The 18,169-nt window shown below is 72.1% G+C and carries 16 protein-coding genes; 12 read left to right on the top strand and 4 right to left on the bottom strand.

All coding sequences use genetic code 11. The features are described from left to right. Positions 1-58: 58 nt before the first annotated feature. From K1T34_RS46650 to K1T34_RS46640, 3 genes are read right to left on the bottom strand one after another with little or no spacing between them, the layout of a single operon-like run. Positions 59-808, bottom strand: coding sequence for a GntR family transcriptional regulator (locus tag K1T34_RS46650; RefSeq protein WP_220241178.1), 750 nt, complete (start codon positions 806-808; stop codon positions 59-61). Continuing rightward, a complete protein-coding gene (locus tag K1T34_RS46645) occupies positions 805-1,713 on the bottom strand; it encodes a LysR family transcriptional regulator (RefSeq protein WP_220241177.1) in 909 nt (302 codons plus the stop codon). Before K1T34_RS46645 ends, K1T34_RS46650 begins: the two co-directional genes overlap by 4 nt. A 36-nt stretch (positions 1,714-1,749) precedes the next feature. Continuing rightward, positions 1,750-2,370 (bottom strand): UbiX family flavin prenyltransferase, encoded by a 621-nt coding sequence (locus K1T34_RS46640; protein ID WP_255638063.1) that lies wholly within the window; start codon positions 2,368-2,370, stop codon positions 1,750-1,752. Positions 2,371-2,570: 200 nt separating this feature from the next. Here K1T34_RS46640 and K1T34_RS46635 point away from each other — a divergent pair, with 200 nt between their 5' ends. The 7 genes from K1T34_RS46635 (at position 2,571) to K1T34_RS46605 (ending at position 10,265) form a co-directional block, all read left to right on the top strand. After that, positions 2,571-3,605: an amidohydrolase family protein gene (locus K1T34_RS46635; protein ID WP_220241173.1), complete on the top strand. Its 1,035-nt coding sequence runs from the start codon at positions 2,571-2,573 to the stop codon at positions 3,603-3,605. Continuing rightward, the gene (locus K1T34_RS46630) at positions 3,602-4,405 is read left to right on the top strand and encodes an alpha/beta fold hydrolase (protein ID WP_220241172.1); all 804 of its coding nucleotides are present in this window, start codon (positions 3,602-3,604) and stop codon (positions 4,403-4,405) included. The genes K1T34_RS46635 and K1T34_RS46630 overlap by 4 nt, the downstream gene beginning before the upstream one ends. Then, on the top strand, positions 4,402-5,283 hold the full coding sequence (locus K1T34_RS46625; protein ID WP_220241171.1) for a xanthine dehydrogenase family protein subunit M: 882 nt from the start codon (positions 4,402-4,404) through the stop codon (positions 5,281-5,283). Before K1T34_RS46630 ends, K1T34_RS46625 begins: the two co-directional genes overlap by 4 nt. After that, positions 5,276-5,794 carry a (2Fe-2S)-binding protein gene (locus K1T34_RS46620; protein ID WP_220241170.1) on the top strand — a complete coding sequence of 173 codons (519 nt, stop codon included), beginning with the start codon at positions 5,276-5,278 and terminating at the stop codon, positions 5,792-5,794. The genes K1T34_RS46625 and K1T34_RS46620 overlap by 8 nt, the downstream gene beginning before the upstream one ends. Further along, positions 5,791-8,142: a xanthine dehydrogenase family protein molybdopterin-binding subunit gene (locus tag K1T34_RS46615; RefSeq protein ID WP_220241168.1), complete on the top strand. Its 2,352-nt coding sequence runs from the start codon at positions 5,791-5,793 to the stop codon at positions 8,140-8,142. The genes K1T34_RS46620 and K1T34_RS46615 overlap by 4 nt, the downstream gene beginning before the upstream one ends. 10 nt (positions 8,143-8,152) lie before the next feature. Beyond that, on the top strand, positions 8,153-8,818 hold the full coding sequence (locus K1T34_RS46610) for an SRPBCC family protein (protein ID WP_220241166.1): 666 nt from the start codon (positions 8,153-8,155) through the stop codon (positions 8,816-8,818). A 91-nt stretch (positions 8,819-8,909) separates the two neighbouring features. After that, a complete protein-coding gene (locus K1T34_RS46605; RefSeq protein WP_220241165.1) occupies positions 8,910-10,265 on the top strand; it encodes a uracil-xanthine permease family protein in 1,356 nt (451 codons plus the stop codon). 16 nt (positions 10,266-10,281) lie between these two features. Here the strand turns inward: K1T34_RS46605 and K1T34_RS46600 are convergent, their stop codons facing one another. After that, the gene (locus tag K1T34_RS46600; RefSeq protein ID WP_220241163.1) at positions 10,282-11,631 is read right to left on the bottom strand and encodes a tannase/feruloyl esterase family alpha/beta hydrolase; all 1,350 of its coding nucleotides are present in this window, start codon (positions 11,629-11,631) and stop codon (positions 10,282-10,284) included. Between the two features lie 154 nt (positions 11,632-11,785). On the opposite strand from K1T34_RS46600, the gene K1T34_RS46595 reads away from it, so the two are divergent. The 5 genes from K1T34_RS46595 to K1T34_RS46575 all read left to right on the top strand — a co-directional run bounded on the left by K1T34_RS46595 (position 11,786) and on the right by K1T34_RS46575 (position 18,071). Then, on the top strand, positions 11,786-12,739 hold the full coding sequence (locus K1T34_RS46595) for a PHB depolymerase family esterase (RefSeq protein ID WP_220241160.1): 954 nt from the start codon (positions 11,786-11,788) through the stop codon (positions 12,737-12,739). Between the two features lie 122 nt (positions 12,740-12,861). Beyond that, on the top strand, positions 12,862-13,587 hold the full coding sequence (locus K1T34_RS46590; RefSeq protein ID WP_255638062.1) for an IclR family transcriptional regulator: 726 nt from the start codon (positions 12,862-12,864) through the stop codon (positions 13,585-13,587). Positions 13,588-13,671: 84 nt separating this feature from the next. Further along, the gene (locus K1T34_RS46585; protein ID WP_220241159.1) at positions 13,672-15,276 is read left to right on the top strand and encodes a thiamine pyrophosphate-dependent enzyme; all 1,605 of its coding nucleotides are present in this window, start codon (positions 13,672-13,674) and stop codon (positions 15,274-15,276) included. Next, positions 15,273-16,751 carry an aldehyde dehydrogenase family protein gene (locus K1T34_RS46580; protein WP_255638061.1) on the top strand — a complete coding sequence of 493 codons (1,479 nt, stop codon included), beginning with the start codon at positions 15,273-15,275 and terminating at the stop codon, positions 16,749-16,751. Before K1T34_RS46585 ends, K1T34_RS46580 begins: the two co-directional genes overlap by 4 nt. A gap of 42 nt (positions 16,752-16,793) precedes the next feature. Continuing rightward, positions 16,794-18,071 (top strand): aromatic acid/H+ symport family MFS transporter, encoded by a 1,278-nt coding sequence (locus K1T34_RS46575; RefSeq protein WP_220241157.1) that lies wholly within the window; start codon positions 16,794-16,796, stop codon positions 18,069-18,071. Positions 18,072-18,169 lie beyond the last annotated feature (98 nt).

The raw sequence follows: 18,169 nt of genomic DNA, 5'->3' as shown, positions 1-18,169 counted from the left end.
TGCGCGCGAGGCCCCGACCCGTGCACAGGCGCCGGTCACCCGCGTCCGGCCGGGACAGTCAGGCGTCGGGCGGGCCGGGGGAGCGCTCGACCTGCAGGCCCGACCAGCCGGACTCCTCTATCGCCTGCAGCCCGGCCGCGATGATGGACTTCGTCAGCGCCACGGCCAGCGGGGCGTCGCGGTCGCGGTAGGCCTCCAGGAGCCGCTCGTGGTCGTCCACGGAGCGCGTGAGGCGGCCGGGCAGTGACAGGCTCACGTGGCGCAACTGGAGCGTGCGCAGGCCCAGTGAGCCGAGCAGGCGGGTGAGCTGGTGGTTGCCCGCGACCTCCGCCTCGGCCTGGCGGAAGGTGACGTTGTGCCAGAAGTAGGAGTCCACGTCGCCGCGTTCGGCGTCCTCGCGCAGGTGGGTCTGCCAGTTTTCCAGCACGTCGAGCGCGCTGTCGGGGGCGTTGCGCACGATCAGCTCGCTGACCAGGCCGTGCAGGCTCGCGCGGATCTCGTACATCTCGCGCGCCTGGCTCAGCGTCACCGGGGCCACGCGCGGGCGCCGGCGGGCCGGGATGTCCACGAGGCCTTCGCGCTGCAGCGTCAGCAGCGCTTCGCGCACGGGCGTGCGGCTGCTGGTGTAGCGGCGGGCGAGCTCGACGGAGTTCACGTCGGCGCCCGGCGGCAGGCGGCCGTCGATGATCTGCACTGCGAGGTCCTCGACGATGCGGTCCACGAGCGAGATCTCGGTGCGCCCGTCCCGCAGGATGCGGCGCAGGACGTCGGTGCCGGGCCGTTCGCCGGTTTCGTCCGGCACGGTCACGGGGTCTCCTCGGGGGTCGTGGCCGCTCGCAGGACGTCGAGCATCTGCTGTGCGGCCGGGGGGTGGCTCGCGTTGAGCAGCCGGACGGCCGCGATGCGCCGGCGCGGCGCGGGACCGGCGATGTCCACGGCGACGACGTCGGGCCGCAGCGCCACCAGCGCGAGCCGCGGAGCCGCGCTGATGCCGACGCCCGCCGCCACCAGGCCCTGCGCCGACAGGTAGTCCTCCGTGGCGAAGCCGATGTCCGGTTCGAACCCGGCGAGCCGGCACAGCGTCGTGAACGCCTCGTCGTACGGCGGGCGGTGGCTGCGCACCACCCAGCTCTCGCCCGCGAGCTCGCGCAGCTCCACTTCGGACTCACCGGCCACGGGGTGGTCCACCGGCACGAGCACGCACAGGGGGTCGTCGGCCAGGTGGATCCACTCGATGTCGGCGGGCACCGAGCGCGGGTCGAAGTCGTAGTCCCAGGCCAGGCCCAGGTGGATCGAGCCGTCGCGCAGGTTCGCGGGCATGTCGGAGGCGTGGGCCGAGCGCAGCACGATCTTCGTGTCCGGGTAGCGCTCCTGGTACGTCCGCACCACGCGCGGGATGAGGTCCGCGCCGGCGGTGGGGAACGCGCCGAGGCGCACGTACGACTGCTGCGCCTTGAGGTCCTGCATCTCCTGCTCGATGTTCGCGATCGTGCCGAGCAGGCCCGTGCTGCGCTCGGCGAGGATGCGCCCGGAGTCGGTGAGCTCGATGCCGCGGGGGCCGCGGATCATGAGCGGCACGCCCAGCTGCCGCTCCAGCAGCGCCATCTGCTGCGACACGGCGGAATGGGTCATGAACAGGGCTTCGGCCGCCGCGGTGAACGAGCCGCGTTCGGCCACCGCCGAGAAGATCTGCAGTCGCCGAGCTTCGAGCACCCGAGTCCTTTCCCGACCGCTCTCGCGGTCCCGCCGTCAGCCACCGTGGGTGAGAGCGTCTTTGCGTCTGGTCACGTCACCGTCCCACGCCGGGGGAGCGAGCTCCCACAGGCCCACCCGGGAGAGCGCGCGGCGAGCGGTGAAGTCCACCAGGTCGTCGATCGTCTCGGGTCGAGAATAGAAGGCCGGGACCGGGGGCGCGATGATGGCGCCCGCTTCGGCCGCCGCGGTCATCGACTTGAGGTGCCCGAGGTGCAGCGGCGTCTCGCGCACCATGAGCAGCAGCGGCCGGCCCTCCTTGAGGCACACGTCGGCGGCGCGGGCGACGAGGTCGTCGGTGTAACCGGTGGCGATGGCCGAGAGCGTCTTGATGGAGCACGGGGCCACCACCATGGCCTCCACGGGGAACGAGCCCGACGCGATGGTCGCGCCGATCTCGCCGGGCCGGTGCGTGACGTCGGCCAGTTCGCGCACGTCCTCGGCGGACAGGTCGCACTCGTGGCGCAGCGTCACGATCCCGGCCTTCGACAGGATGAGGTGCGTCGAGAAGTCCGGACGCTCGCGGAGCAGTTGCAGAATGCGCACGCCGTAACACGCACCGCTCGCCCCGGTGATGGCCACGACGACGTTTCGCCGCGGAAGTCCTGTCTCCGTCAACGGGCACCTGCCTTTCGCTGTCACCCGGTTGTGGTGCCGGGCTCGGGTCATCGCATCACGCCGGGCCCCGCTCGCGCGAGGGGGCCGCTGTAAGAACTGCTTACCGGGGCCGACAGCAAAGCGCGCTGGTTGCCCCTGTCCTGGGCACCTAGCGTCGAGGACCAGCGAGTTTTCCCACACGTGGTCTTCGGCACTGAGAGGTGAGTCGGACGGACAGCGACGAGATCGTCCCCTACCCGGTTCTCGACACGCACGCGCACATCGTCCCGCCATCGCTGCTCGCGGCGCTCGAGAAGGCGCCCGCGTGCGGCTTCAGCGCCCGGCGCACGGAGAAGGGCTGGGTCGTCGACGTGCCCGGCATGGGCGAGACCCGCCCGATCGGCGCGCGGATGAACGAGACCGGCCCGCGGGCCGGCTGGCGCGCGCAGACGGGCGTGGCCACCCAGGTCATCTCGCCGTGGATGGACATCCAGTCGGCGTTCCTGGAACCGCCCGCCGCGCGCGACTGGGCCCGCACGGTCAACGACGCGATGGCCGAGTCCGTGGCCGAGCTCGGCGGCGGCACGACCGCGCTGGCGTCCGTGGCCACCGACGACGGCGAGCAGGCCGCCGCCGACCTGCTGGAGGCGTGGAAGCGCCCGGAGTTCACCGGCGTCATGCTGAGCACCGACCCGCTCACCGGTTCGGCGCCGCACGAGGAGAACTTCGAGCCACTGTGGACGGTCGCCGCGCGCGAGGAGATCCCGGTGGTGCTGCACCCGCCCACGTACGGGCCCTCGGGTGAGCTCGCCACGCTCGGCACGATGGGCAACGTCCACGGCCGGCTGATCGACAACACCGTCGCCGTGACCGAGCTGATCCTCCACGGCCTGCTCGACCGCCACCCCGGCCTCAAGGTGATCCTCGTGCACGGCGGCGGGTTCCTGCCGTACCAGGCGAGCCGGCTCGACGGCGGCTACCGCACCAAGGAGGCGTTCGCGGGGGAGCTCGAGCGGGAGAAACCGTCGGACTACCTGCGCGACTTCGTCTACGACACCGTCGCGCTGTCCGCGCCGGCCATCCGCTTCCTCACCGGGCTCGTCGGCTCCGACCACGTGGTGCTGGGCAGCGACTACCCGTTCGCGCTGGGCGACCCGCGCCCCGTGCACACCGTGCTGGACGCCGGACTGTCCGAAAGCGACACCGAGGCGATCCTGCGCACCAACGCCGAGAAGATCTTCCGGAGGCCCGCATGATCCCGTCCACCTCGACCGCGGGTCCGCTGGCGGTCCGCCGCTGGGGCGCGGGCGAGCCCGTGGTGCTGCTGCACCCGCTCGCCACCTCCGGCGAGCTGTGGACGCCGCTGGCCGAAGCACTCGCCGACGAGTTCCAGGTGTTCGCGTTCGACCTGCGCGGCCACGGCGAGTCCTCGTGGGACGGCAAGCCGTTCTCGATCGCCGACCTGGCCGACGACCTCGGCGCCGCGCTCGACTCGCTCGGGCTCGAGAGCGTGTCGCTGCTGGGCCTGTCGATGGGCGGCAGCGTCGGCGTGAACTTCGCCGGCCGCTTCCCGGGCCGCGTGCGTTCGCTCGTGCTCGCCGACACCACGGCGTACTACGGCGACGGCGCGCCGCAGGTCTGGGCCGAGCGCGCGGAGAAGGCCGTGTCCGTGCCGCGCTCGAAGCAGGTCGCGTTCCAGCTGGACCGCTGGTTCTCCCCGGAGTTCCGCGAGGCGAACCCGAACGAGGCCGACCGGATCGTGAAGATCTTCCTGCGCACCAACAGCGAGGCGCACGCCGCGGCGTCTATCGCGATGGGCGAGATGGACTCCCGCTCGCTGCTTCCGTCGGTCACCGCGAGCACGCTCGTGCTCGTCGGGGAGCACGACTACGCGACGCCGCCGGAGATGGCGGCCGCGCTGGCCGAGGGCATCCCCGGCGCCGTGCTGGAGGTCCAGACCGGCCTGCGGCACATGTCCCTGATCGAACGGCCCGCGCTCGCCGAGCGCGTGCGGGCGCACCTCAAGACCGGCACGACCGGCACGGAGACCGCATGAAACCCGGCAGGTTCACCTACCACTCGCCGCGCAGCCTCGACGAGGCGCTCGCGACGCTGCAGGTCTACGGCGACGACGCCAAGGTCCTGGCCGGCGGCCAGAGCCTGATGCCGATGCTCAACTTCCGCCTGGCGCGCTTCGAGCACCTGGTCGACGTGAACCGCGTCGGCGCCGAGTACGCCGAGCCGACGTTCGGCGACACGCGCATCACGATCCCGCTGCTCGTGCGGCAGCGCCGCGTCGAACGCTCGGCCGAGGCCGCCGCCGTGCTGCCGGTGCTCACCGAGGCGTTGCAGCAGGTGGCACACCCGCAGATCCGCAACCGCGGCACGATCTGCGGCAGCCTTGCCCACGCCGACCCGGCGGCGGAGCTGCCGAGCGTGCTCTCGGTGCTCGACGCGACCTTCACGATCGCTTCGTCGCGCGGGGTGCGCGAGGTGCCGGCGGAGGAGTTCTTCCTCTTCCACCTCACCACTTCGCTCGAGCCCGACGAGCTGCTGCTGCAGGTCAGCGTGCCGCGTCCGCCGGCGAACCAGTTCTCGGCGTTCAGCGAGTTCGCGACGCGTCGCGGCGACTTCGCGCTCGCCGGCGTGGCCGCGGTGTGCGAGGTCGACGCCGCCGGCGTGGTCACCGCGTGCCGCATCGCCGCGGCCGGCGTCGCGCCCACCCCGCACCGGCTCACCGACGTCGAGGCGCTGGTCACCGGCGCGTCGCTCGGCGACGACCTGTTGCCCGAGGCCGAAGCCGCCGCCCGCGCGCAGGTCGACCCGACCGGGGACATCCACGCGAGCGCCGAGTACCGCAGCCGGCTCACCGGCGTGCTGGTCAAGCGCGCGCTCGCCGACATCCGAGGAAAACTGGAGGCCACCCGTGCGTGACCACGCGACGGAGTTCCCCACCCGCACCCAGGACGAGACGCACACCGTGGGGTGCACGGTCAACGGCCGCGAGTACGAGGCCGTCGTCGACCCGCGGATGACGCTCGCCGACTTCCTGCGCGAGAAGCTGCGCCTCACCGGCACGCACCTCGGGTGCGAGCACGGCGTGTGCGGCGCGTGCACGGTGATCGTCGACGGCGCCGCCACGCGCTCGTGCCTCATGCTCGCCGTGCAGGCCGACGGTGCCCAGCTCGAAACCGTCGAGGGCCTGGCCGAAGACGGCGAGCTGTCGCCGCTGCAGTGCGCGTTCAAGCGCAACCACGCGCTGCAGTGCGGTTTCTGCACGCCCGGTTTCCTGATGAGCGTGACGGCGGCCTTGCGCGAGGAGAGCGTGACGACCGAGGAGCAGGCCCGCGAGGTGCTGTCCGGCAACATCTGCCGCTGCACCGGCTACACCGGCCTCGTGAAGTCCGTACTGGAAGCCTCTGCCGGAAAGGACGCCCAGGCATGAGCGACACCCTGGTCCCCGAAGGCACGATGATCGGCCGGCGCCTGGAGCGCCGCGAGGACGAGCGCCTGCTGGCCGGCCACGGCGGTTACCTCGACGACCTCGACCTGCCCGACGCGCTCGCGGCCGCGTTCCTGCGCTCGCCTCACGCCCACGCGAAGATCCTCTCCTTCGACGCCACCGAGGCGCTCGCGCTGCCCGGCGTGATCGCCGTGTTCTCCGGCGCCGACCTGATGGAGATCCAGAAGCCGCTGGCGCCGAAGGTGCAGCACCCTCAGCTGCGCGACTACCCGCGCCTGCCGATGCCGCCGGCCGAACTGCACTACGTCGGCGAGCCGCTCGCCGTGGTGATCGCCGAGTCGCGCTACATCGCCGAAGACGCGATGGAGCTCATCGAGGTCGACTTCGAGGTGCTGCCCGCGGTCGCGTCCACCGCCGCCGCGTTGCAGGAGAACGGCCCGCTGGCCCACTCCGGCGACGAGACCAACGTCGCCGTGCTGCTCAGCCAGAGCGCGGGTGACGCGGCCAAGGCGCTCGCCGAGGCGCCGAACGTGCTGTCCGACGAGTTCTTCGTGATGCGCGGCGGCGGCCACTCGATGGAGACCCGCGGCGTCGCGGCGCGGTTCGAGGCGGCGACCGGGCAGGTCACCATCTGGGACACCACGCAGGCCCCGCACTACGCGCGCCAGCAGCTTTCGGTCATCTACGAGATGGCCGAGGACGACATCCGCGTGATCGCGCCGGCCGACGTCGGTGGCGGGTTCGGCCCGAAGGCCCAGTTCTACGGCGAAGAGGTCGTGATCCCGTGGGTCGCGATGAAGCTGGGCCGCGCGGTGAAGTGGGTCGAGGACCGCCAGGAGAACATGGTCACCTCGATGATGGAGCGCTCGCAGACCCACCGCGTCGACGTCGGTTTCGACAACGACGGCTTGCTGCTGGCGGTCAAGGACGTGATCGAGCACGACCAGGGCGCGTACTGCGCGGGCCTGCAGGTCCCGTCGATCACCACCTCGACGGTGCCCGGCCCGTACCACGTGCCGAACATCGCGATCGAGCTGCGCGCGTGCTACACGAACATGGTGCCGACGTCGTCGGTGCGCGGCGCGGGCCGCCCGCAGGCGGTGTTCGTGATGGAGCGGATGATCGACCGGATCGCCGAGCACCTCGGGCTCGACCCGGCGGAAGTGCGGCGCCGCAACCTGATCCAGGCCGACGAGTTCCCGTACAAGGTCGGCATCATGTTCCGCGACGGCAGTCCGCTCACCTACGACAGCGGCGACTTCCCAACGCTGCTGGAAGGCACTCTCGAGCGCATCGGCTACGACGAGGCGCGAGCGCTGCAGGCCAAGCTCCGCCAGGAGGGCCGCTACCTCGGTATCGGCCTGTCGGTGTACATCGAGGGCTGTGGTCTCGGCCCGTACGAGGGCGCGAAGATCCGGCTGACCAACAAGGGCCGCATCCTCGTCACGCTCGCGGCGGCCGGGCAGGGCCAGGGTTACGAGACCGTCTACGCGCAGATCGCCGCCGACGGCATCGGGCTCGACATGGACTACATCGAGGTCAAGACCGGCGACACGGCCCGGATCCCGTTCGGGCAGGGCACGTTCGCCTCGCGCATCACGGCGACCTGCGGGCCGGCCGTGATGGACGCGGCGAAGCAGATGCGCGAGCGGCTGCTCGACACCGCGTCGGTGCTGCTCGGCTGCGACGCGTCCGAAGTGGACTTCGTCGGCGACAAGGCCTGCCTCGGCGGGGACCTGGAGAAATCCGTTTCCCTGCAACAGCTCGCGCAGACGGCGAACATCGGCAAGCACGGCATCACGATGCCGCGCGGCATCAAAGCCGGCATCGAGACGTCGAGCTACTTCTCGCCGGAGCGGGCCGCGTACGCCAGCGGTGCGCACGCCGCGCTCGTGGAGGTCGACCCGGAGACCGGCGAGATCGAGATCCTCAAGTACGTGATCGGCCACGACTGCGGCAACGTGATCAACCCGCTGCTCGTCGACGGCCAGGTGCTCGGCGGCTTCGCCCACGGCATCGGCAACGCGATGTACGAGGAACCGGTCTACGACGTCGAAGGCCAGCCGCAGGCGACAAGCTACCTCGACTACGCGCTCGTGTCGGCCACCGAGGTGCCGCCGGTCGAGCTGTTCCACATCCAGACCCCCAGCCCGCTCAACCCGCTCGGGGTGAAGGGCGCGGGGGAGGGCGGCACGATCCCGGCGCCGGCCACGATCGCCAACGCCGTGGAGGACGCGCTGCGCCCGCTGCGGGCCCGCGTCACGCGCGCACCCATCACCCCGGCGCGCATCGTCGACGCCATCGTGGCCGCGGCCGCGGGCCAGGACTGAAAGGCACCGGATGCTCATCGAAAACTCCTTCGACGTCTCCGCCGACCCGGACGAGGTCTTCACCTTCCTGCAGGACGCGCACAACGTCGCCGCCTGCTTCCCGGGCGCGGAGCTCGTGGAGGACCTGGGCGACGACTCCTACCGCGGCAAGGTGAAGATCAAGGTCGGCCCGGTCACGGCGGCCTACCAGGGCGTCGCGAAGATCGTGGAGAAGGACGGCGCCGCCCGCGTGGCCGTGCTGGTGGCCGACGGCAAGGACACCCGCGGAGCCGGCACGGCGAAAGCCAAGGCGACCATGCGCGTGACGCCGGCCGAAGGGGGAGCGCACGTCTCCCTCGAGACCGACCTGACCATCTCCGGCAAGCTCGCGCAGTTCGGCCGGGGCATCATGTCCGACGTGTCCGGGCGGATGGTCGGCGAGCTGGCTTCGCGGGTGCGGCAGCGGATCGAAGCCGGGGAAGAAGCCCCGGCCGTGGCTCCCGCTCCCGCCCCGGCCGCCGCGGTCAACGGTTCGGCCGCTCCCACGCCCGCCGCGACCGCTACTGCAACCCCGCCCCGTCCCGCTCCGCAGTTCGACGAAGCACCGCCGATGAAGGCGTCGGTGCTGATCCGCATCGTGCTCGCCGGTTACCTCGAAAGGTGGGCCGCGCGCCTGCGCAAGTCTGCCGAAGCCTGACCCGTCCACCGCCCGACCGATCCACGCTCCGCTCCCCGTCCCCCCGCTCGATGGCCGCCGCAGCCGTCCGTCATCGCTTGGAGCTTCCCCCATGGCCGTCACCGCCGCCGCCACGGCTCCTGCCACTCCCGAAACCGAACCCGTGCCGATCTTCGACATCGGGATCGACGACAAGGTCAAGGTCTCGAGCTCGATCGGGCTCGGGGTCCAGAACATCCTCGGCATGGCCGGGCTGCTGATCTTCCCCGCCCTGATCGGCACCGCGTTCAAGCTGTCGGCCACCGACACCGCCTACCTCTACGGCGTCACGTTCATGACGTCCGGGCTCGTGGTGATCCTGCAGTCGGTGTTCCTGCTGCGGTTGCCGATCGTGCAGGGCCCGTACGCCGGTTCGCTGGCCGCGCTGCTGGCCGTGGGCCACGGCAAGGGCGGGCTGGGCGCCGCGTTCGGCTCGATGGTCGTGGCCGGCCTGATCTGGTGTGTGCTCGCGATCCCGATCAAGAAGTACGGGCTGGTCACGTACCTGTCGAAGTTCGTGCGCGACCCGATCATCTGCGGTGTGCTGGTGCTGATCCTCGCGACCCAGCTCACCAGCACCGCGTTGCCCAACGTGCTGGGCACCCCCGGTTCACCCGGGTTCCCCGGCATGAACCTCGTGTCGGGCTTGGTCACGGCGCTGGTCGTCATCCTGCTCACGTTGCTGCCCAAGGGAACCATCCTGCGCCGCGGTGCCGTACTGGTCGCGGTGATCGTCGGGACGGTCGTGTATGCGATCTTCGAACCGACGCATTTCGCGGGCGTGGTGCACAACGTGGGCTTCACGGTGCCGCGGATCTTCCCGTTCGGCTTCTCGGTCGACGGCGAACTCGTGCTGATCTTCTTCATCACGCTGTTCCCGGCGATCGCCGAAAGCATCGCGACCTACGACATCGTCGCCGGCTGGGGCCGTCAGGAGCTGTCCGGCTACCGCGTCTCGCAGGGCGTGTTCGGCGAGGTCGTGGGCAGCACCGTCGGCGCGGTCTTCGGCGGCATGTCCACGCTGGCCTACCCGGACAACATCGGCCTGCTGCGCGTGACGAAGGTCGGCTCCCGCTACGTGACGCTGGCGACCGGTGTCATCCTGCTCGTGCTGGGCGGTCTCGGCCCGTTCGACCACCTGCTGCAGGCCGTGCCCCTGCCCGTGCTCGCCGCGGCCGGCACCGTCCTGTTCGGAGTGCTGTTCGCGAGCGCCATCGACACGCTCTCGGGGGTGCACTGGTCCCGCGACAACCTCATGCTCGCGGGCTTCCCGTTCATCACCGCGATCGGCGGGCTGTTCGTGCCGCCCGCGACGATGAAGGTGCTGCCGCAGGTGGTGCAGCTGATCCTGCAGCAGCCGCTGATCCTCGGCACCGTGCTGCTGCTCCTGATGACGGCCGGGTACGGCTTGCGCCGCAAGGAGTCCTGAGACTTCTGACGCTCGGTCACAGTGAGCAGGCGGTGGCCAGCTCCGCGGGAGTCGCACCCGCGGGGCGGGCCACCGTCGCCGAGACCGGCGGCTGCACCCCGCGCAGCCAGCCCGCGAGCGCGGTGAACGCCGTGTGGAAACACGGGGCGATCGGGCGGAGCCGGTCCGGGAACGTGTCGACCAGCCCGTCGACGTGGTTGCCGTCCTGGATGCGGTAGTAGCGGTGCAGCGCGCCCCGCCCGGCGCGCTCGACCATCCGGTCGTAGACGTCGGAGTCGCGGCTGATCGGCAGGAGGCTGTCGAGCGTGCCGTGCAGGGTCACCAGCGGACGGCCGATGCGCCCGGTCAGCGCCACGCGCTCCACCGCGCGGTGCACCGCGGCCGGTCGCGCTGCATAGTCGTAGTCGGCGTCGCATGCCGGGGTTCCGCTGGTGCAGAACGGGATCCCCGCCGCGAGGGTGCCGTCGAAGCCGGGATCGACCTCGGCGCGGTAGGTGCGTTGCGTGAGGTCCCAATAGACCTGGTCGTGGTAGGGCCAGAGGAACTCCGAGCCCGGCGCGAAGCCCGCGTCGAGGATCGCTTGGTGCGCCTGGGGGTCGCCGGCGGCGTAGGCCGGGTACTCGCGCAATGCCGGGGGCAGGAACGTCAGCAGGTTCGGTCCGTCGGCCGTCCAGAGCGTGCCCTCCCAGTCGACACCTCCGTCGTAGAGCCACGGCCGGTTTTCCAGCTGCCAGCGCACGAGGTAACCGCCGTTGGACAGCCCGGCCGCGATGGTCCGCGCCGGCGCGCGGCCGTAGTGCCGGCCCGCGGCGAGCTTCGCGGCGACGGTCAGCTGGGTGACGCGGTCGTTCCACTCGGCGAGCGCGTCGCCGGGACGCCGTCCGTCGGCGTAGAAGTCCACGCCGGTGTTCCCCTTGTCCGTGGCGGCGAACGCGTAGCCGGCGGCGAGCACCTGATCGCCGATCGCGCGGTCGTTGGCGTACTGGCGGCGCGTGCCGGGGGAGCCGGAGACCACGAGCCCGCCGTTCCAGTGGTCCGGCAGGCGCAGCACGAACTGCGCGTCGTGGTTCCAGCCGTGATTGGTGTTGGTCGTCGACGTGTCGGGGAAGTAGCCGTCGACCTGAACGCCGGGCACGCCGCTCGGCGCGGGGAGCGCCGCCGAGGTCAGGCCCGCCCAGTCCGCCTGGACGGTGTGGCCGGTGGCGAGCGTGCCGGTGGTGGTCAGGTCGGCGAGGCACGCCTGTTCCTGGTGTGCCGCACCGGGAACGGGGACCGGCGCGCACCGGGCCGCGGTCGCCGCCGGGGCCGCGAGGACGGTGCCGGCGAGCAGGCCGGCGAGGACGAGGGGGAGCCGCCGCGTACGCATGCCGGAACCGTAGGTCCGGACCACTGCGGGCGGTATCCGGCGGGACCACACAAACCGGGCGCGAGTTGTGGTGGTCGGCACCGTGGGAACGCGGAGTCGGCGTTCCTACGCTGAGCGTGACGGTGCTCACCGAGGTCACAAGGAGGTGGTCGGTGTGCGGAAGGTCCTCACCGGGCTGCTGGTGTCGGCTCTGCTGGTGCTCCTGCCCGGGTTCGCGTCGGCGGCGACGATCAAGGAGGTCACGGGGTTCGGGGCGAACCCCGGCGCGCTGAAGATGTACGAGTACGTGCCCGACGGGCTGCCCGCCGGGCGGCCCGTGGTGGTGGCGTTGCACGGCTGCACGCAGAACGCGACGGGCTACGGCCAGGGCACCGGCTGGGTCGAGCTGGCCGACCGCTGGCACTTCTCCTTGGTGCTGCCCCAGCAGCAGTCCGCGAACAACATCACGAGCTGTTTCAACTGGTTTCAGGCCTCCGACAGCACCCGCGGGTCGGGGGAGGCCGAGTCGATCGCGCAGATGGTGCGGCGCGCGGTCGCGGACACGGGGGCCGACGCGTCGCGGGTGTACGTCACCGGTCTGTCGGCGGGCGGGGCGATGACGTCGGTGCTGCTCGCCGCGTATCCGGAGTTGTTCGCCGGCGGCGCGGTGGTGGCCGGTCTGCCGTACGGCTGCGCGTCTTCGGCGCTCGACGCGTACTCGTGCATGTACCCGGGCAAGGACCTCACGCCCGCGCAGTGGGGTGCGAAAGTCCGTGCGGCGGCGCCGTTTTCCGGCACACGGCCCACGGTGAGCCTGTGGCAGGGCACTGCGGACTTCACCGTCGCGCCGGTGAACCTGCGTGAGCTCACCGAACAGTGGACGAACGTCGCTGGCGTGGCCGCCACACCGTCCACAACGGACACTGTCGGCGGTTTCCCGCACGCGGTCTACCGCGACGGCTCGGGCCGCGCCGCAGTCGAGACCTACTCGATCACGGGCATGGGCCACGGCCAGCCGGTCGCTCCCGGCACGGGTCCCGACCAGTGCGGGCACGCCGGCGCGTACCTCCTCGCGGTGGGTGTCTGCGCGGCGGCGCAGGTCGGAAAGGCGTGGAACCTGGCCTCCTGACGCGGGGACCGGGTCGCCTCCGCTTGCCTCAGCCGCGCCACGGGCGGATGATGGGCGACTCGGTATCCCCGAGGTCAGGGAGGCGCGCGATCGCCGGTAACGCTGCCGAACCCGGGCGCACGGTGCTCAGCCGTGCGTTCGCGATCCTGGATTCGTTCCTCGACGGCCGCCCCGAGCAGACGCACGGCGAGATCACGCGAGCCACCGGGTTCGCGCCCGCCACGGTGTACCGGCTGCTCGCGGAGCTCGTCGGCTGGGGCGCGCTCGAACGCACCGGCCGCGGCCGCTACCGCGTCGGCCTGCGGCTGTGGCAGCTCGGCTCACAGGCGCCGAGCGGGCGGGAGCTGCGCGACGTCGCGCTGCCGTTCCTGCAGGATCTGCTGCAGGTGACCCACGAGGTCGTGCACCTCGTGGTGCTCGACGAGGGCCGCGCGCTCTACCTCGAAAAACTCGAGGCGCACCCGGACGTGGCGGTCACGTCGCGCGTCGGGAAACGGTTGCCGCTGCACGCGACCGGGCCCGGCAAGGTGCTGCTCGCGCACGCGCCCGCCGAGTGCGTCGACGAGGTGGTGTCGGCCGGCCTGGACCGCCGAGCCAGCGGCACCATCACCGATCCCGCGCAGCTGCGTGGTGTGCTCGCCGAGATCCGCCGGTCCGGTTTCAGTATCTCGCGCGACGAGATGACCGACGGCGCGTCGTCGGTCGCCGCGCCGGTGCGCGGGCTCGCCGACGAGGTCATCGCCGCCATCTCCGTGGTCGTGCCCAGCAGCACGCCGAACCTCTCGCCGCTGATCCCGGTCGTCCGGATGGCCGCGCTCAACGTCTCGCGCGCGATCCAGACGGCCTGAAGTTTTCCGTCCAGTGAGAGTGGGGCTGGGCGCGGCAGACGGACGTACCGGACACTCCTGAGCCACACACGCCAGGGAGGTTCCTTGCCCGCCACCGTCCGAGACGCCGCGTTCGACGTCCTGCGCCGCTACGGCGCGACGACGTTGTTCGCCAATCCGGGCTCGACCGAGATCACGCTGCTCACCGACCTGCCGGGCGACTTCGAGTTCGTGCTGGCGCTGCACGAGGGCTCGGTGGTCGGGATGGCCACGGGCTGGGCGCTCGCCGCGGACCGGCCGGCGGTCGCGATCCTGCACACCACGGCGGGCCTGGGCAACGCCGTGGGTGCGCTGGCGACCGCGCGCGTCAATCGGGCGCCGCTGGTCGTGCTCGTCGGGCAGCAGGACCGCCGCCACCTCGCGCTGGAGCCGTTCCTCGCGGGCCACCGGCTCGACGACGTCGCCGCGCCCGCGCCCGTGTGGGTGGGGGAACCGCCGCGGCCGCAGGACGTGCCGGGCGCGCTGGCCCGTGCGTGGCACGAGGCCCGCGACCACCGCGGCCCCGCGCTGGTGATCGTGCCGATGGACGACTGGCTCGCACCGGCCGCCGACGACGAACCGCTGCCCGCGCCGGCCCGGCTGGTCCGGACCACCGCGGCCGAGCCGGAGGTCGTCGCCGAGCTCGAGAAGTTCTTGGCGGAGGCGGAAAAACCGGTGCTCGTGGTCGGGGCCGGCGCGGACGACGCGGAGACGTGGCACGCGCTGGAAGCGCTCGCCGAGCGACTGCAGTGTCCGGTGTGGCAGGAGGCGTTCGGCGCCCGCGCCGGGTTCCCGCAGGACCACCCGCGGTTCGCCGGGCACCTGCCCGCGGGCCGCGCGGAGCTGCGCAAGGTGCTCGCCGGCCACGACGCCGTGCTCGCCGTGGGCGCGCCGGTGTTCCGGCAGTACCCGCGCGAGCCCGGCCGGCTGATCGGCCCGGGCACGCGGATCGCCGTGGTCACCGACGATCCCGACGAGGCCCACCGCAGCCCGGCCGACCTCGCCGTGCTCGCGCGGCCCGCCGCCGTGTGCGGTCCGCTCGCGTTACGCCTGCCTGCGCGTCCGGCGTCCGCCGAACCGCCGGGACGCACGATCGACCTGCCCGAGCCACCCGTCGACGGGTTGGCACCGGAGCACGTGTTCGCCGCCCTGGCCCGGCGGATTCCGCGCGACGCGGTGCTCGTGGAGGAAACCCCGTCGAGCCGGCCGTTGCTGCACGCGCTCGTGCCCGCTCGCGCGCCGCTCGGTTTTCTCAGCGCCGCCATGGGCGGCCTCGGTTTCGCGGTGCCCGCGGCGATCGGCGTGCGGATGGCGCGCCCGGACCGCCCGGTGGTCGCGGTCGTCGGCGACGGCTCGTCGCTGTACGCGATCCAGGCGCTGTGGAGCGCCGCGCACTACGGCGTGGGCGTGCTCGTCGTGGTGCTCGCCAACGGCCGGTACGCGATCATGGACGAGCTTGCCGCCCGGCACGGTGAACGCTCGGCCGCCCCCGGTGCCGCGCCGTGGCCCGTGTTCGACGAGATCAGCGTGAGCGGTCTCGCGCGCTCGCTCGGGTGTCCCGCCCGGCGGGTCGAGACCCACGAGGAACTGGAGTCCGTTTTGGACGAAGTGCTGCCGGCGCTGGCGCGGGCCACCCGGCCGCTCGTGCTCGACGTGGCGGTGGCGCGGTGAGCGCCCCGCCCGGCCCGCTGCTCGGCGGGGTCCGTTGGCAGGGAAGGATCTTCTCCGGCGGCTGGGTGCCCGGGTCCGGCGGCGAGTACGACTCCGTGGAACCGGCGACGGGCCAGGTACTCGCGCGCGTCGGCGCGGCGTCGGCCTCCGACGTGCCCCAGGCGGCCGAAACCGCGCGGCGCGCGCAGCACGAGTGGGCCGCGCTGCCCTACGATCAGCGCGCCCGGGTGCTGCGCCGCGCGGCGCGGCTGTTCGAAGATCACGCCGACGAGATCGACGAGTGGCTCGTGCGCGAGTCCGGGGCCACGCGGCCGTTCGCGCGGTTCCAGACGGTCGCGGTCGCGGCCGAGGAGTGCCACGAGGCCGCGGCGCTGGCGGCCCACCCGTACGGCGAGCTGCTGCGCTCCAACCAGCCGCGGCTGTCGATGGCGCGGCGAGTCCCGGCCGGCGTCGTCGCCGTGATCTCGCCGTTCAATGCGCCGATCATCCTCTCGATCCGCGCGATCGCGCCCGCGCTGGCGCTGGGCAACGCCGTGCTCATGAAGCCCGATCCGCGCACGGCCGTGTGCGGCGGCGTGGTGCTGGCCCGGGTCTTCGAGGAGGCGGGCCTGCCCGAAGGTCTGTTCCACCTCTTGCCGGGCGGGGCCGACATCGGCGGGGCTCTCGTGGAGGACCCGCTGGTGCGCGTGATCGCGTTCACCGGCTCCACGCGCGCGGGCCGGCAGATCGCCGCGGCGGCGGGAGAGCGGCTCAAGCGCGTCCACTTGGAACTGGGCGGAAACTCGGCACTGGTGGTGCTCGACGACGTCGATGTCGAGCAGGCCGTGTCCGTCGGCGCGTTCGGCTCGTTCAACCACTCCGGGCAGATCTGCATGGCCACCAGCCGCCACCTCGTGGCGGAGAAAATCGCCGCCGACTACGCGGCCGCGCTCTCCGAGCACGCCGCCCGCCTGCCCGTGGGCGACCCGGCGCGGACCGACGTCGCCGTCGGCCCGATCATCGACGCCGGGCAGCGCGACCGCATCCACGAGATCGTGACGAGCAGCGTCGACGCGGGCGCGAAGCTGGCTGCCGGCGGCACGTTCGAGGGCCTCTTCTACAGCCCGACGGTGCTCACCGATGTCCCGCTGACCGCGCCGGCGTACGCCCAGGAGATCTTCGGGCCGGTGGCCCCGGTCGTGCCGTTCTCCACAGTGGACGAAGCAGTCCGCCTGGCCGGCGGTACCGAATACGGGCTGTCACTCGGCATCCTGACCCAGGACGTCTCGAAGGGGCTCGCGCTCGCCGAGAGGATCCCGTCCGGACTCGTGCACATCAACGACCAGACCGTGAACGACGAGGCGCTCGCGCCGTTCGGCGGGGTCGGCGAGTCGGGCACGGGCTCCCGCCACGGTGGTGCGCGGGCCAACCTGGAGGCGTTCACCGAGATCCAATGGGTCACCGTGCGTGGTGACCTCCCGCGCTATCCCCTCTGACGCACCGGTTCCCCAGTCCCCTCCGACGACGCAGGTGATGACATGACGGTCTCCTCCCCGATCGACCCCCAGGCCAAGTACGCGCGCTGGGTCGCCCCGCTCTGCTGGACGGCGGTGGCGCTCGAAGGGTTCGACCTCGTGGTGCTGGGTGTGGTGCTGCCCGCGCTGCTCAAGGTTCCGAGCTGGGGCTTGGACCCCAACTCGGCCTCGCTGATCTCCGTGGTCGGCCTTCTCGGCGTGGCCGTGGGCGCGCTCACCATCGGCCCCGTGAGCGACCTGTTCGGCCGCCGCGGCACGATGCTGCTCACGGTCACGAGCTTCTCGGTGTTCACGTTGCTGTGCGCGGTGGTCGACGGCCCCTGGCTGTTCGGGCTGCTGCGCTTCCTCGCCGGGCTCGGCCTCGGCGGCGTGCTGCCGACCGCGCTCGCGCTGATCACCGAATACGCCCGCGTGGGCCGAGGCGGCAGCTCCACCACGGTGCTCATGACCGGTTACCACGTGGGCGCGGTGCTCACCGCGTTGCTCGGGATCCTCGTGGTGGAGCGGTATGGCTGGGAGTGGATGTTCGTGATCGGCGCCGCTCCGGCGGTGATCCTCGTGCCGCTGATGGTGAAGTTCCTTCCGGAGTCGGCCGAGTTCCTCAAGGCGCGCGGCACCCGCGCGGCCCGGCCGCCGCGCGAGCGCAACCCGATCGGCATCCTGTTCCGCCACGGCTACGGGCGCGCGACGATCGCGTTCTGGGTCACGTCGTTCATGGGGCTGCTGCTCGTGTACGGCCTCAACACCTGGCTGCCGCAGATCATGCGCGAGGCCGGTTACGAGCTCGGCGCGGCGCTCGCCCTGTTGCTGGTGCTCAACGTCGGCGCCGTGATCGGCCTGCTGATCGGCGGCCGTGTCGCCGACCGCCTGGGCTACCGCCGTTCCACCATCGTCTGGTTCGCCGCGGCGGCCGTGTTCCTCGCATTGCTGAGCATCAAGCTGCCAGGCTTCAGCGTGTACGTCGGCGTGCTGCTTGCGGGGATCTTCACCTTCAGCGCGCAGGTGCTCGTGTACGTCTACGTCGCCCGCGTGTACCCGGTGGCCGCCCGCGGCACGGCCCTGGGCGCGGCCAGCGGCATCGGGCGCTTCGGCGCGATCTCCGGCCCGCTCGTCACCGGATTCCTGCTCACGGCCGGGCTGGCCTACCCGTGGGGCTTCTACCTCTTCGCCGTGGTCGCGGCCGTCGGCGCGGTCGCCATCGCGATCGTCAACCGCGATCCGGCGCCGGACGCGCCGCTCGAGGTGACGGCGGAGGAGGAAGCCGCGACGCGCACCGAGTGACGGCCGGGGTCAGGCCCGCTCGTCGAGATCCGCGAGCTGAAGGGATGCGTCGAGGACCAGGTTCCGCAGCCAGGCGTGCAGCGGATCGGCGTCGAGCC

It is taken from the genome of Amycolatopsis sp. DSM 110486 (assembly GCF_019468465.1).
Lineage (GTDB): Bacteria > Actinomycetota > Actinomycetes > Mycobacteriales > Pseudonocardiaceae > Amycolatopsis.
Note: the sequence above shows the minus strand (reverse complement) of the source record. Positions and strands in the feature narration are given on the sequence as shown.

Bases quoted from the DNA above. Each gene is read 5' to 3' on its own strand.
- K1T34_RS46630 (WP_220241172.1), top strand. From the start codon at position 3,602: ATGATCCCGTCCACCTCGACCGCGGGTCCGCTGGCGGTCCGCCGCTGG.
- K1T34_RS46625 (WP_220241171.1), top strand. From the start codon at position 4,402: ATGAAACCCGGCAGGTTCACCTACCACTCGCCGCGCAGCCTCGACGAG.
- K1T34_RS46615 (WP_220241168.1), top strand. From the start codon at position 5,791: ATGAGCGACACCCTGGTCCCCGAAGGCACGATGATCGGCCGGCGCCTG.
- K1T34_RS46610 (WP_220241166.1), top strand. From the start codon at position 8,153: ATGCTCATCGAAAACTCCTTCGACGTCTCCGCCGACCCGGACGAGGTC.
- K1T34_RS46605 (WP_220241165.1), top strand. From the start codon at position 8,910: ATGGCCGTCACCGCCGCCGCCACGGCTCCTGCCACTCCCGAAACCGAA.
- K1T34_RS46600 (WP_220241163.1), bottom strand. From the start codon at position 11,631: ATGCGTACGCGGCGGCTCCCCCTCGTCCTCGCCGGCCTGCTCGCCGGC.
- K1T34_RS46575 (WP_220241157.1), top strand. From the start codon at position 16,794: ATGACGGTCTCCTCCCCGATCGACCCCCAGGCCAAGTACGCGCGCTGG.